The following is a 13,536-nucleotide window of genomic DNA, read 5'->3' as shown; positions in this document are numbered from 1 at the left end:
AGCTACGTAGGGATCACACACACAACCCAGCCGTGATACGAGATCAGGCCATTCGGTTTGCTCGGTAGCGGCTCGCCGTGCCTTTTGAACAGGATGGCGTGAGCAAATTATGGAGAATCAATGAGCTTTTTTACGGAAGAAGAAGAAGCCTCCCTGACGATAAAAAAGATGATTTTGCATGTCGTTGGCGGTAAGAATTTCGAGGCTATGCCCGAGCGCGACCTTGAGGAAGAAAGTTTTTTCACAGGGAAGATACTAGAGACAGCTGCCTCGCCCGTGTTCATGTTCAAGAATCTCTCCGCCTCGCGGCGGGAACTTGAGGCCATCGCGAACGGCGATATCGGTTTCGAAGCCGGTGCCCAAGGCCTTGCCCGAAGCTTCAATACCGCTCACGTCAGTGGTAGTGCCGATGGGGTATTGTGCATGTTCGAGCTGGCGGTTGATGATCCTAGCGTCGTGATATTCAGCTTGATCAAGTACGACTACAAATTCGCTCTAGAGCAGGATGATGCCAACCCCCAGAAATCTCTCAGGCGCATTCTGACCGCACTTGTCGATGACAAGAAGGCAATCCAGAAGACTGCTCTGGTGCGTGTGATCAACGGGGTGGCCAGTCAAGACGTATCAGCTACAGATAGAACCAAGCAGGGTCCCGACATCGCGGATTACTTTGCAGACTTCCTGTCGGTGACGAGGGCTATCTCTAACAGCGAGCTGAGTGAGATATCCCGTAAATTGCTCCGCAGCATCCTGCAGGCATGCAAAAAGGATTTGCCCGGTGAAGACGTGCCCAAGGCAATCAAGCATGCCCAAGGGATTTTGGGCAGGCGTCTGAAAATTGATGAGAATGCAATCGTAGAGGCTGTACTCGTTGCTGCTGGCACCCCTGACGATGTGAAGGTCGCGAATCGCCTGGAACGCGAGACCCGTAAGCGTGTGAAATCCAGCAAGTTGCATGAGCTTACGTTCAAGCCTGACCGCAAAATCCTTCGTCAGCCCTATATGCGCAAAATCATCACTGTTGAAGGTGTGACCATTACCTTCCCGGACAAGACTGATAACCCGAACGTGCGCGTGGTGGATTTAGAAGACGAACGGAAGCAGATCATCGTGGAGACCAATCGGGTCACGGAGGACAGCGTTGTCGCACCTAAAGCTAGCGTCACTTCTTAACGATCTTGCTCGGACAAAGCAGGCTCTTATCAGCGAGGGTGAATCGTCTCTCTCAGCGTCGAGCCTGCAGGAATCGGCGACGCTTACGGTCATCGATGCTGCGTCAGTAGCCGGTTGGTATTTCAGCATCTATGACATGCACGGTAACGAGTATCACCGCGACGAAGTGTCGGATGATTTTGGCCCATTTCGCATCGAACTCGAAAAGCCAGAGCAGCAGATGGGGAAGGAGGGGGCAGTCCTCTTTCTGGTCACCGAAATAGGCTTCAGCAATCATCTGAAAAAAGGGCACTCTGCGACTCAGTGGAGAGTGCTTGGCCTCACGAAACCGTTCTGTAGTCGCCTTCGTGCATACAGCAACTGGGATGAAGCGTTGGAATGCACTGAGACGCCCCCCACGAAGGCACCGAGGTTGCTTGTTAAAGAGTCAGCTTCCGTTAGGTCGGTGCCTGATGACATTCGACATTGGCTGCTGGCTGATGGTCAAACACTCGATTCTGCTGATGCACTCAATATCATTTGGGCTACGCACGCCTACGACGCGTTGTGCCGCTGTGTCGCAAATGAGATCGATGAGACTGGGTCGACGCTAACCTTCAAGGGGCCGCCAAAACTCAATCTTAAGTTCGATGAGAACCTGCGGCTGAATCTCTCTCGCATTCCGATGGATGAGTTTCATGGCCTTCAGGACGCAGTCGCTTGGGTGTACGAAAATTCCAGGGAAGCTGAGGTTAAACACATCCTGCTTTCCGCTGAGATAGCACGCTCCGGCCGAGCTGACGGTACGGTCACAGCTTACTTCAAAGAACACCTTGCCTCCGCGTTGGAATGCGCCAAGATTGCCTATCAGATGTCCGTCTCGGAAGTTACGAAAGACACACTGAAGTCGTTGGGTGACCTACGCAAGGCCGTGACTGAAGAAACCTCTAAAGCCACAGATGCAACGCGCCAAAGCGTGACCGCGATTGCGACCGCGCTGACCGTCGGCCTGGGTTTGATTGCCGCACGAATCAGTGTGCAGGTTAACGCGTACCTGATCAGCATCGTCATGGTGGTCGCCGTTGCGTATACGGTAATTAGCGTTTTTTCAGGTTGGAAGTTTATTAGCATCCAGAAAAATTTGCGCGAGGAGTGGCAACCGAAGCTGTATCGTTACCTATCAACTGACGAATTCAACAAGATGGTGAAAGAGCCCATTGGTCAAGTTGAGCGCGTGTTCTTCAACGTGGCAAGGTATGGCTTGGGCGTCCTCTCCGTTGTGGCTCTAGGGGTGATTCTCTTTGCATTTTTGCATGTGGATCAAGCGTTGCCCCCTCCGGTGCCTTCACCATCCGTGATGCCTAAAAAACAAGCTCGTCCGGACGTTCACTCTGAGCGCACTTCCCCCGATCCTTGGACCATAACGATCCAAGCCTCAGTCGTCAGTGATCCGCCCAGAAAAGGAGGCACGGGATTGATTGCACGGCCCCCACCATGCTGTAGCAATTTTGGCGTGTAGTTAGGCGAAGTACAGAATGCCTTAGGTAGTTATCTATTTCTCTAACGAGTTCAGGGCGAGTGGGGGCTAACCGCGAGCTGATGCTTCGGCGAGGTGGTACGGATTTGGTGAGTTTCTCGGGGGCATTCTTAACTTTGTCGCTATCTAAAATGCTGGTGCGCTAAAGGCATCCGACAAGCGCAGTCAGTGCGCTTGCCCTCAGACGAGGATCTTGGCTCGCTCAGCCAGCGAACTGAAATTACTATGATCACGAATAAAGGAAGCGAGACGTTGAGTTGGGAAAAAGTCGGAAAATCTCTGGTGACCTTGATCGGATGTCTGGCATCAATTACGGCAATCTACGTGGCATTCAAGGACGATACTAAACTTGAAGCCTACCTTGCCTACGATTACCAGACCTATCCCAGCCAATTTTCTGAGCGTGTAGACAAAGCGAAGGACAAACTCAAGTACGGCTATCTCTATGACGGTATCAAGAGTATCGCCAATGACACCCTTAGCCATGAACAGATCGACAAGGTGGTGACTCTGAGCCAAGCGCCTTATCTCTACATGTTCGATGGCCCTTTCGAGAAAGGCCCCGACAATTATCCGGTGGGACTCTACATTCATCTGCAGAACACCGGTGATAAGGTTGTAAAGGATGTACACATCAAGCTGCCTGCCAAGGGGCTGGTCCAGATCAGAGATGATTCGCGTAGTGATACGGTTATGGCCGAGCCGACCAGCAGCGTGGTGATTCCGTCGATTGTGCAGAATGGCGTCTATAAGCTCTGGGTCTATTTTGAGGGTGACCTCAGAGCGCTCAAGAAGGAGGAGGTGCACATCGGGTACAGCGATGGTGTGGCGCATGTTCAGGTGTATGAGGGGTTCGTAGGGTTCGACGCTTGGGTGGCGAAACATAGCCGTGAGCTCATGGTTGTTTTGGCTATGCTTGCGATGTTTCTACTGTTGGCCGTCTATCTCCTAGTTCTCTTTAATGAAAATACTGATGCGAATTCAGGGGCTAGTTGACCACTACACACCAGGCTGTTTTCCGCTTCGTGCATTAACCCAGCACCTGGGGATGACTCGCAAATTCTCAAAGGGGTAAAAGAAGTGTTTGGCCTTCCTGCTCAAACAGCACTGGGCTTATCCGCGAGGCTAGCTCGAACCATCCTGCTCGCTCTGCACTCTTGACCATAGAGCGATGCTGGTCAGACTTGGCTGGTTCGCCGCTTTTTCCCCATTGTGATGCGTCCATGGACCACGGTTTGAGGTCGCGCTCGACCTCTGCTGCAAACTGCGCCACCCGTGCCGCAATCCGGAAGCCGCCCTCGTCGTGATCGCCCCAGTGGTAAACGCTAACATCAGTGGGGAGCGACGAAAGTATATGGGAGTAGGCCCTGCCCCAACTGGGCGAAGGCATGCCTGCTGTGTAGATGACAATTCCTTGCCGTGTATCGCCAAGTGCGCGGGCGGCCTGGTGGAAGGTGGTTAGGTTTTCGATCGACAGCAGCCACGATGGAGTACCTGAATAACCATGTACCGCTGTGTTTGCCACTCCCACGAACGGACGGACGATCGGGCAATCAATACCATCGGAGAGTCTGAGCGCTCCGATGCCTGAGACCAGAAACGGCTGCGGCTCTTTGGAAAGTCCGATAGCGCCGAAGACTTCACTCCAGTGCCTTGCTGGCGCATTCAGCGCTTCGGATGTGAGCAGATCCAGATGCTTGCACAGTGCTTCAATACGCTTGGAGTCACGGAACAACTGAACGCTGAGCTGACGTACGACGCGGTCCTCACTCGCGACGGCCATGCTGTCGAGAACGCGCAAGGCGTCAGCAAAGTCCGCAGCGGAGTTTGGCCCGAGTGATCGCACCTGTTTAAGGCGCCTCCAACAATCGAGTAACTCTTCCACCCGACCGTTCATGCTCCATGGTGCAAGGACGTTCCCCGCTTGAGCAACGGATGCATTTACGGTGGAGCGGCCCAGGTACGCCGCCAGCCTGTCGAGGTCCTTGAGCACGACTGCATCAAGGGGGCGGTCATCTCCACCCTGTCGGGCCCATTCGAGCCTGATCGCGCCCGCTGATGAGGCTGCTTGCATGTAAACGTGCATCCGGTCACGCTCGTCCAGGCTCTGTTGCCAGTAAGGCGAGAGAGATGACTTGAATGACTCGCGAAGGACTCGGGTATTTCCGCTCAGCCGGGAACGCTCGCCCCGCAAGAGGAGTCGATCAAGTGCAGAGTCAGCCAGTGACATTGTCGGCCTCGGTAAGACGATCAATTTCCTGCTGCAGCAGGTTGGGATTGACGAAGAAATTGTCGCTCTGTAACAGGTCACGGGCGCCGTCGAGCACTACATTCTTCTTGAACTGCACGTTCCGCGATCCGAAGCGGGACATGTCGTAATAGATGCTCAGGAACGACGATAACTTGGCCTGGTCGGATTCGGGGCCTGCCATGATTAGTTGCAGGCCCAGCGCATTGAGATATTGGACCGTGGCTCGGACGTTTTGCGGATCCATCTTCTCGAATGCCTCATCCAACAACATGATCCCGCCGCCCGCCGTACTTCCCTTGGACTTGCCGTAGGCGGCCGCGAGCGCAGCCCCGAAAATAAGGTAGACCGGAGTCCGATGCTCACCGCCAGATGCCGGCCCGAAGCGCTTACTTAGCCATCCGACCGAGGTGCCATCTTGGAAGACCTCAATGTCGTAGCTGAAGAATCGGCGGTGGTCATTGAGTGGGCTGGTTTCGTGCAGCAGGGGTGAGCTGTTGTCTCCTTCTACCAGCATGCGGAACTCATCCGGGATATCTCCAGACCCTCCAAAGAGGTCGTCTTCTGAGCTACCCTGTGTTCGCACTCTGCGAAGAAAGTCGTAAAGACTGCGGTGTTCGTCAACCACCTTGTGTTTGAACTCATATCGTTCATTGTTCGAGAAAGCTGGTGCCGACTTCAGTACCGATGTGAGACCGTCAATCTGTTCTTGAATGCGGTCGAATCCTGTGAGCAGTGTTTGTGCTACGTCCGTGCGGAACACCTTCACTGCCGCCTGGTAAGCCTCTTCGGCTTTTTCCTCTTGCTCGGCCAATTCCAAGTCCTGCAGTCGCTGCCGTTCGGCCAAGATGAATTCGAATGCGCGCAACCAGTCGCCACTGCTGACGTCGATGTTTTGAAGGTTGTAATCCCGAGTGTAGTTAGCAAACAGATACCATGCATCACGGTCCGCGTTATCGGCTGCCGAGCGCGCCTGCTGGAGTGCACGGTCCAGACTGGATAGCTTCTGGGTCCAATTCTCCCTGTGGCGTTCGTCCAGTCTGGCACGGTGGCGCTCCACTTCGTTCGCGTTGTAGAGCGTGTTCTGACGACATTCTTGCTCCCGTAGCGATTCGACTTCCAGTTGCTGTTGCAGACCCGCCACGTGGGTGTTTGTATGCGTCAGCTTCTCTCCGAGACGGGTAACCTCCCTAGTCCACTGCAATTCCTTTTCTCGGGCGCTAGCCGCGTTGCTGTCAGCCGCTGCTTTCCTCGCCTGCAATCCGGCCAGGGAATCAGTCTGTGTGCTTTCGAGCGCAGACCTCAGATTCGCGGCCGCGCCAGCCGTTTGGGCTACGACCAAAAACTGGCTCTCGAGGGTTCCCTGCAGCACCGCTGTGTCCGCGAAGGGCGCCAGCTTTTGCTGACCAGCCAACAGCCGGTCTACGGCAGCAGTCGTTATTCTTAGTAGCTCTTCTACCGCCAGGAGATCCTGTTCGGCCCGTTGGCGCATCGCGCCGCTATCAGTGCGGCCGAGCCGTAGCTCGCCTGCACCCGGGAGGCGCCGACGTTCTATGCCGCCGCCCGAACTGGCCATGCCTTCCTTGGAAATCGCCTTGGCGCCAGCACGAAGCTGCTCATTCGATTCGGCCAGCACCGTACGGCCAAGCTCGCCCTGAAGGTATTGTACTGCCTCTGTGCTCTTGCCCTGGATTAGCTCTGCCGCATATTGCTCATTGCCCATAGCACGCCATTCACGGGTACGAGACGGTAGGGCCAACTTTACGCCGTAAATGCCGGTGGCTGCCTTGCTGCGATAGATGGCAATCGCATCAAGCTCTTTCTCAGCAGGAACTAGCAAGGCCTCAATGTGCCGGCCCAGCCAGGACTCGATGGCGGGCTGCCAGCAGGGGTCCGAAACAGTTACCAAATCGCAAACGGGAGTAACGTTGATACCCGCATCGGAGAGCACACCCATCAATTGCATCGTGGACTGATGTAGAGACGTAAGTCCGCGACTGGCACGTTCACGGGCGATCATCGCCTCGCGGCGTTTTTCAGTCGCAAGCTTATGCTCTGCTTCGGCCTCCGCTACCGCGCGGCGTACCACATCGTAGGCCTGAGCCATGGAGCGAAGGGTAGCCTGAATCGCAACTGCTGGAGGGACCCTGCCGTCATCGCGTATATGCTCCAGGTCTTGCACCTGCGCAGCCGCCTCTTCGAATGCGCCACGGTGGGCTTCCATGCCTGGCAAGTCGGTGGCTGCACTCAGCGCGGCCAACATAGCGAGGAACTGCAATCGAAGTTGAGCTTGCCTCTGTTCAAGCGTTGATTCCAGTTGCTTCAGATTCTCGGCATGGCCAGCTTGTTTGCGAAAATCGGGATCGCGGTTGAGTTCGGCAATCACCCGATCTCGTGTCTCGCTGGCCAGTGTTAATTCGGCCTCGGACCGACCCAACTCCAGCTTCGCCCGCTCAATATCTTCAGCCAGTTTCTCTATTTCTACCTCGGCAGAGTCCAACGTTTCGCCCAGCCGCTCGGTGGAGTAAGTGTGCTTGAGTACTGCCAGATTTGCGTCGGAGGTTCGCTCGCGTTTGACTACCCCGTATTTTTCGGCAACCACGGTCGCACGATCGATGCGTTCCTTAAGTCGTGTGATGAGGTCGCGCAGGTCGCGGACCTCGTCCAGGCGAGCCCGAAACTCTTTTACCCCCGTAGGCATGGGCTCAATCAGGTGTTGCCGCAGCGTCTCGCTCAAATCAGTGATGTCCTCATTGAGCTTGAGCGAGCGCGCAAAGGCGGCACGAAGAGACTGCGAATTCGGCTTGTCGCCGGGCCCCGCCAAGTGATCGATTAGAAGACGTCGGACGAAATCGTCGCGGTTCTGGGTGAACACCGGCACGGTCTTCGCCTCGAGCCGACAAAGATCGGTCGCCATGTGTTGAAAAGCACGCCACGGCATTACCGTCTCACGCTGACCTTCAGTTTGCAGGTGGTGCTTCGCAGTCATTGCGACGCCAGGCAAGATGTAGAGGCCGTTAACCTCCGCCTTCGGATCGTCAATGTGAGCACTGAGGGAAACCCCAGCAGTGAAGGGAACTCCGGTCTTGGCATCGCGAAACACTAGGTCCACGTACGTGTTTGCGGACGTTCGGGCGTAGGAGCTACCGCCTGGAATGTAAGACCCGAGACAGTAGTCCCGCAGCGTACGGGAGCGCTTCTTGCCTTCGCTGGCCGCATTGAAGTGCGTGCGGTTACCGTCGGCCGCAAGCATGACCACTTGGATCGCATCCAGCAAGGCGGACTTGCCGGTACCGTTGGGGCCCAGAAAGGCGGTGTTGATGCCGGTCTCCAGGTCCTTTGCCTCGTAAAGGAAAAACTGGACCAGGGCGATGTTCTCAAGCAACTTCAATGTCGTTCTCCTCATCCAGTTCTGGCGCATGCGCGGCCAACTGATGCAATGCGCTTTCCCCCAACACGTCAGCGATTCCAGGACGAATCGCAATCTTGAAGGGCTGTCCGTCTTCGGAGTCCAGCACTCGCACCAGTCCATAGCGTCTTAGGGCAACGGCCAGTTCGCGCAGATCACCCCGCTCGGGAAGCTCCCGACCGAGCCACTCCTTGTAGGCGCGTTCCAGTTCTTCGAGGTAGATATAGGCCTCGCCGTCAGTGATCTCCGCCGACTGCATCCGGTCGTCGTAGAGGCGGCGTAGCACCAGCGCCAGACGGGTTTCGCTAAGGCGCATTTTCTCGGCAACCTGGTGGGTTGGAATAGCGGCTACATAGGAATGGTGATGATTGTGTATCAGACTCATGCCCAACTTGGACAAGACGTCTCGGTATGCCGTGAAATGCTTGACTATCAAGTGATACGACACACGGCTAAAACGGTCGCTGGCATATAGCACTTGCTCCACGATTAGCCGATAGGCCGCTTTCTCGAAGTCGGCGACCACGTACTCACCTTGCGTCTGTTCTGACAATCGCTCCCAGCTGACCATCACTTCCTCCCCACTCGAATCACGAACTGTTGATGCTCCATGTATTCATTCCTCGTATTGGTTTCGGGCACGAATGTGACGTACATACCCGGAACCATCTGCAGGTGGGGATCCGACTTGCGTTTGCCCTGAGGACAACCGTCGCGTGAGGCAATCAGCAGCAGTCGCTGATAGCAGCAGAGATCAAGGATCGAATCGATATTCAACTCATCCGAGCGGATTGCGTTTTGGTCGCCTAAATGCCGCGCCACGTATTGGGCCAGTTTCAAGGGCGTGACGTTGCGATCAGCGTTCATCCGCTGCCGGAGTGCTTCCTTGGCGAGCTCCTCGATGGTCGGGACGATCTCTGCGACCGTGGTCGATACGTGCTCTCGCAGCGGTGTGCGGGGCTTGGCTAAACCAAACTCGGACGCGTGATAGATCCCTGCGATGCCAGGTAATGCAATATGGCCTTCCTCCAATACCTTCGCGGCACTGATGGCCTGGTCGATCAGCTTGTCGAAGTTGCCCGGTGATCGTAGCTTGTACTCGAAGAATGCCATGGCGCGCTGATGCGCCACGCGAATCTCTTCATCCAGCCGACGCAGGTGCTCCTCGACACCGCGTAATCGCAGAAGCAAACGGGTGTCCCGCTCGTACAAGGCCTCTGCTTGCAGGAGGTCACCATCTGCCTGCTTCTCGGCATACCACGTGATCAAGGATTGGCGCAGATTGGCATCGTGCTGGAACTGGAGTGTCAGGCTGACGATGTCCGATCGGTACTGCAGTGGATGGTTATTGGTGCGGAAGTCGCTGTAATCCGCAATGAAAACTTTCTCGATGTATTCCTCAAAGAAGCCTCGAACGAACTCACTAGCCGTGGTCTTGGTCACGAGTACGTCCATCAACTCCTGAACGCGGCAGCTGGTGTTGATGATGTGCGCCATGCACTGCTTGGCCTGCCGGGCAGCCTCGGGATAGAGTTCGGGAGCCTTCCCGGCAGAGACCTCGCGTAAGTTGAGGAAGATTGATCGAACCTTGCCACCAAGGAACTCGGGCTTGTGGTGAGCAAATTCGGTCAGAACTGTGAAAAATTGGGCGATGACTGGCCGCACCGTGACGTGATCGATGACACCACGGCGACGTTGGCTGAGCCATCCGCTCTCGCAGAAAAAGTTGAAGATGCCGTGGGCGCGGATAGTGATAGGACTTTCCACGTCCTCCCATGGATCGTCCGCCACCAGGAAGGACTCAATGGCGCGAATTACTGTTGTTTTGGGAGCTTCTTCACCGGGAGAGCGTCCGCCATCCCCCCACATTTCTATCATTAGTCGGCATAGAAGATCCCAATAACGTAGATTGTTGGTCGCTGCTAAGGGCCGGAATAGGTCCTTGGGTAGGCGCTCAAAAAGCGGTGGCGTGCTGGCTTCCATTTCCAATGCCCCGGTTTGATTTACTCGGATAACCGCAGCATAGGTCTATTGCTACATCTATGCTATGGCTCTAAATGTTCTCATTGGTTTCCGGATATGACTCGTCGCAACTCTGCTCCAAAGGAGCGCTTTGAAGCTATCGAGATTCTGCTCCTCTGGGAAGGGCGCGTTTCGCGCTCCCGACTGCTTGACCTGTTCAACATCCACGAGACGTTGGCCAGCCGGGACATTGCGGGGTTTCGGGCAGAGTATCCGGATGCTTGCGAGCCCGATAGTGGTAGCAAGAGCTATGTGGGTTCTTGGAGCCTACGTCCTACACTCACCCGTGGCACTTTCGATGAGTACCAGAGACTCATCGGAGCGATTGGAAGCCTAGATGCAGTATCCGCAGGTGTGGCGGTTGAGAGCATTCAGGTCGATGCCACATCGATCCGGCACCCGCTGTTCGCTCAGATTCACCGTGCAATGCGGCTAGGACGCTGCATCAGAGTGCTCTATCGCTCCATGAGTAATCCTGAAGCACATGAACGAGTAATTCGCCCGCACTCGCTTATTCAAACGGGACCGCGGTGGCACATCCGTGCGTACTGTTCGAAAGCCGAGGCATTCTGCGATCTAAATCTTGGCCGAATTTCGGCGGTAAGTGCATCTGAAGACGCCGTCCTCCCAGGGCTGGATCGAGACGTAGATTGGCACAGGATAGTTGCAGTGCGCCTGGTGCCACACAGGGATCTGTCGGCCGAGCAGGCCCGTATGGTCCGTGAGGAATACATGGGGGGGACTGCAGCAACGGTTTTTAACGTGCGCGCCCCTATCGCCAAGTATTTAATCCAATCCTTCCGAGCGGCCATCGATCCTGAGCGGGAAAGGGCTCCAGAACATCTGCTCATGGTCTACCAGCCCGAAGAGTTGCCTGCGGTAGCCGATATTCGTCGGTTGTGAGTTGACTGGTGAGCGGGGGAGGTTGGGACGTCTTTTCGGGGGGGTCATACCCTGTTGATCCTGTGAAAATGACACTGCCAGCTTGATGGTCGTTCGTCCATTGGCTATGGGTAGAATCCAATAGCCTTGCTTAGAATTGCCCCTTTTTTCGCTCTTGAAACACCCCAAAAACAAGTCCAGAATTGAGTCTTTTCCTGCTTCGGCAAGAAAATAAACCCCTTAGATTTCAATGGGTCGGACGCCAGATGCGAGTCTCGTTTCCCGCTCCAAACACAAAGAAAAAGCCACTCAATAGAGTGGCTTTTTTTTGCCTGTAATTTAAGGAATAGACGCTTCGGCGTCTTTTTTCGTTTCTGCGCAAAACTACTGAAATCCAGGGCGATCCAGTACGTTTAAGTAGGGTTTTGTGTACCGTCTAATGAAGGGGCGCCAGAGCACACTCCTATCCAGGTTTCCAGATCCGCTGCGCTCATAGGCTTTGCTATCAGGTAGCCCTGCGCTTCGGAACACCCCCACTGTATTAAAAGGTCGAGGATTTCTTCATTTTCTACGCCTTCGGCAACAACGCGGTAGCCGAGCCCCTTCGCCAGGCCTATCAGGGTTTTAACCAGTTGCTTGTCATTTTGATTGGTGCCCAGTCCGCTGATCAGTGATTGATCAAGCTTGACGGTAGTGGCGGGCAGTTCCTTCAAATACGCCCAGTTACTGTAGCCCGTGCCGAAATCATCAACGGCAACCTCTACGCCAAACTTACGAACCCGTTCCAGCTGCCGAATGACTTCTTCGGGATTGGTCATCAGCATGCTTTCGGTAAACTCAAGTTCAAAGCTGGCCGGGTCCAGGCCGTGGGTTTGAATTTCATGAATCATCGCGTCTACGAACTCGGAACTTTCCAGATCGCTGACGGTGATATTCATCGCGATCCGCAGGCGCACACCTTGCGCTTTCCAGACAAGCGTTTGCCGGATGATTGCGTTGAGCACCCATAGTCCCACGGAGGGTATCAGGGCGGTTTTTTCAGCCAAGGGGATGAATTCAGCAGGGCTGATAGGGCCAAGCAACGGGTGGGTCCATCGTAGCAATGCCTCTACCGAGTCACACTTTCCCGAGGGCAGTTTGATTTTGGGCTGATACACCAGGCTGAACTGTTGGTCGGAGCTGACCGCTTCCGGCAACGAACTCAACAACATGAACGCGCGTTGCTGAGCCGCATCAAACTGAGGTTCATAAAGAGACCATCCCAGCTTGCGGTCACGTGCCTCATCTGCCGCGCTGACCAGCAGGCGCAGCCAGTCTTGCTGCCCTGCGCCTTGAATAGGCAGGACGCCAATTCCCACTTGCATGAGGATGGGGATGCCGTGGCATTCCACCGGCTTTTTGAAATCCGTCAGAATACTTGCGCAGATGTGCTCGGTGGTGTGTTCCTCCTCAAGGAGGAAGCCAAACCGGGTCGGGCTTATTTTGTAAAGCAGGCACCGCGGGGGTAAGAGTGTTTGCAGGCGAGATTTGATCGCCAGGACCAGGTCTCCCGCAAAGCTATACCCCAGGGCCTTTACGATGTCGTTGAGGAACTTTGGCGAGATAATGTCAACGGCATACACCTGGCACCGGGTTTTAAGCTTCACCGCTTGACGGATATCTTCCTCAAGCCTGAGTCGATTAAACAGCCCCGTGGGTTGGTCTATAAAGTTGCGAGACCGCATGCCCTGTATGCGCATCATCACAAGTTCCGCGAAGCCGTTGAGCATGGCACTGTCACGCTCGTTCATGGGAGGGCGGGAGACGGAGTCAATGATGCAGAGACTTCCCAGTGTAAAACCATCCTCCGTGGTCAACGGCGCGCCCGCGTAATAACGAATATGCGGCGGCCCTGTTACCAGGGCGTTGTGTTTAAAACGGGCATCCAGCGTGGCGTCCAGCACCTCCAACAGGGAATTGTCCAGCGTGGAGTAGGCGCAAAAAGAGACTTCTCGCGGCGTCTGCGTTTCTGTAAGCCCCACGCGTGCCTTGAACCATTGCCGGTGTTTATCGACAATTGAAATCAGTGCGATGGGGGCGTTGAAGTAGGCAGACGCCATCTCGACGATTTTTTCAAAGACATCATCGTGGTCGCTGTCGGGTGGACAAAATTTCGCGACCTCTTTTAGCCGTTCAACTTCATTCGGCGGAATAGGAGCGCCTTCGCCCATGACAATCCTCGGAGTGGCTGTGTTCGTACAATAACGTATCAGACAGTGCCATCATTATGATGTTGTTTTTTCTATT

9 protein-coding genes are annotated in these 13,536 nt (G+C 55.0%); 4 read left to right on the top strand and 5 right to left on the bottom strand.

Features of this window, described 5'->3' with window-relative positions; genetic code table 11:
- Positions 1-120: 120 nt before the first annotated feature.
- The 3 genes from ACUN0G_RS32420 (at position 121) to ACUN0G_RS32410 (ending at position 3,685) form a co-directional block, all read left to right on the top strand.
- Positions 121-1,173, top strand: coding sequence for a hypothetical protein (locus ACUN0G_RS32420; RefSeq protein ID WP_445575401.1), 1,053 nt, complete (start codon positions 121-123; stop codon positions 1,171-1,173).
- The gene (locus ACUN0G_RS32415; RefSeq protein ID WP_445575400.1) at positions 1,142-2,671 is read left to right on the top strand and encodes a hypothetical protein; all 1,530 of its coding nucleotides are present in this window, start codon (positions 1,142-1,144) and stop codon (positions 2,669-2,671) included. Before ACUN0G_RS32420 ends, ACUN0G_RS32415 begins: the two co-directional genes overlap by 32 nt.
- Before the next feature lie 243 nt (positions 2,672-2,914).
- A complete protein-coding gene (locus tag ACUN0G_RS32410; RefSeq protein ID WP_445575399.1) occupies positions 2,915-3,685 on the top strand; it encodes a hypothetical protein in 771 nt (256 codons plus the stop codon).
- A 67-nt stretch (positions 3,686-3,752) separates the two neighbouring features.
- On the opposite strand, the gene ACUN0G_RS32405 is transcribed toward ACUN0G_RS32410, so the two are convergent.
- From ACUN0G_RS32405 to ACUN0G_RS32390, 4 genes are all read right to left on the bottom strand, one after another.
- The gene (locus tag ACUN0G_RS32405; protein ID WP_445575398.1) at positions 3,753-4,775 is read right to left on the bottom strand and encodes a Wadjet anti-phage system protein JetD domain-containing protein; all 1,023 of its coding nucleotides are present in this window, start codon (positions 4,773-4,775) and stop codon (positions 3,753-3,755) included.
- 130 nt (positions 4,776-4,905) lie between these two features.
- Positions 4,906-8,328 (bottom strand): SbcC/MukB-like Walker B domain-containing protein, encoded by a 3,423-nt coding sequence (locus tag ACUN0G_RS32400; RefSeq protein WP_445575397.1) that lies wholly within the window; start codon positions 8,326-8,328, stop codon positions 4,906-4,908.
- Positions 8,315-8,917, bottom strand: a complete 603-nt coding sequence (locus ACUN0G_RS32395; protein ID WP_445575396.1) for a DUF4194 domain-containing protein — start codon at positions 8,915-8,917, stop codon at positions 8,315-8,317. The genes ACUN0G_RS32400 and ACUN0G_RS32395 overlap by 14 nt, the downstream gene beginning before the upstream one ends.
- A complete protein-coding gene (locus tag ACUN0G_RS32390) occupies positions 8,917-10,329 on the bottom strand; it encodes a Wadjet anti-phage system protein JetA family protein (protein ID WP_445575395.1) in 1,413 nt (470 codons plus the stop codon). Before ACUN0G_RS32390 ends, ACUN0G_RS32395 begins: the two co-directional genes overlap by 1 nt.
- Before the next feature lie 96 nt (positions 10,330-10,425).
- Here ACUN0G_RS32390 and ACUN0G_RS32385 point away from each other — a divergent pair, with 96 nt between their 5' ends.
- On the top strand, positions 10,426-11,271 hold the full coding sequence (locus ACUN0G_RS32385) for a WYL domain-containing protein (RefSeq protein ID WP_301279513.1): 846 nt from the start codon (positions 10,426-10,428) through the stop codon (positions 11,269-11,271).
- A gap of 392 nt (positions 11,272-11,663) precedes the next feature.
- On the opposite strand, the gene ACUN0G_RS32380 is transcribed toward ACUN0G_RS32385, so the two are convergent.
- The gene (locus tag ACUN0G_RS32380) at positions 11,664-13,460 is read right to left on the bottom strand and encodes a sensor domain-containing phosphodiesterase (protein ID WP_445575394.1); all 1,797 of its coding nucleotides are present in this window, start codon (positions 13,458-13,460) and stop codon (positions 11,664-11,666) included.
- Positions 13,461-13,536 lie beyond the last annotated feature (76 nt).

It is taken from the genome of Pseudomonas sp. 32A (assembly GCF_052682255.1).
Note: the sequence above shows the minus strand (reverse complement) of the source record. Positions and strands in the feature narration are given on the sequence as shown.

Bases quoted from the DNA above. Each gene is read 5' to 3' on its own strand.
- ACUN0G_RS32420 (WP_445575401.1), top strand. From the start codon at position 121: ATGAGCTTTTTTACGGAAGAAGAAGAAGCCTCCCTGACGATAAAAAAG.
- ACUN0G_RS32410 (WP_445575399.1), top strand. From the start codon at position 2,915: ATGATCACGAATAAAGGAAGCGAGACGTTGAGTTGGGAAAAAGTCGGA.
- ACUN0G_RS32405 (WP_445575398.1), bottom strand. From the start codon at position 4,775: ATGCACGTTTACATGCAAGCAGCCTCATCAGCGGGCGCGATCAGGCTC.
- ACUN0G_RS32395 (WP_445575396.1), bottom strand. From the start codon at position 8,917: ATGGTCAGCTGGGAGCGATTGTCAGAACAGACGCAAGGTGAGTACGTG.
- ACUN0G_RS32390 (WP_445575395.1), bottom strand. From the start codon at position 10,329: ATGGAAGCCAGCACGCCACCGCTTTTTGAGCGCCTACCCAAGGACCTA.
- ACUN0G_RS32385 (WP_301279513.1), top strand. From the start codon at position 10,426: ATGACTCGTCGCAACTCTGCTCCAAAGGAGCGCTTTGAAGCTATCGAG.
- ACUN0G_RS32380 (WP_445575394.1), bottom strand. From the start codon at position 13,460: ATGGGCGAAGGCGCTCCTATTCCGCCGAATGAAGTTGAACGGCTAAAA.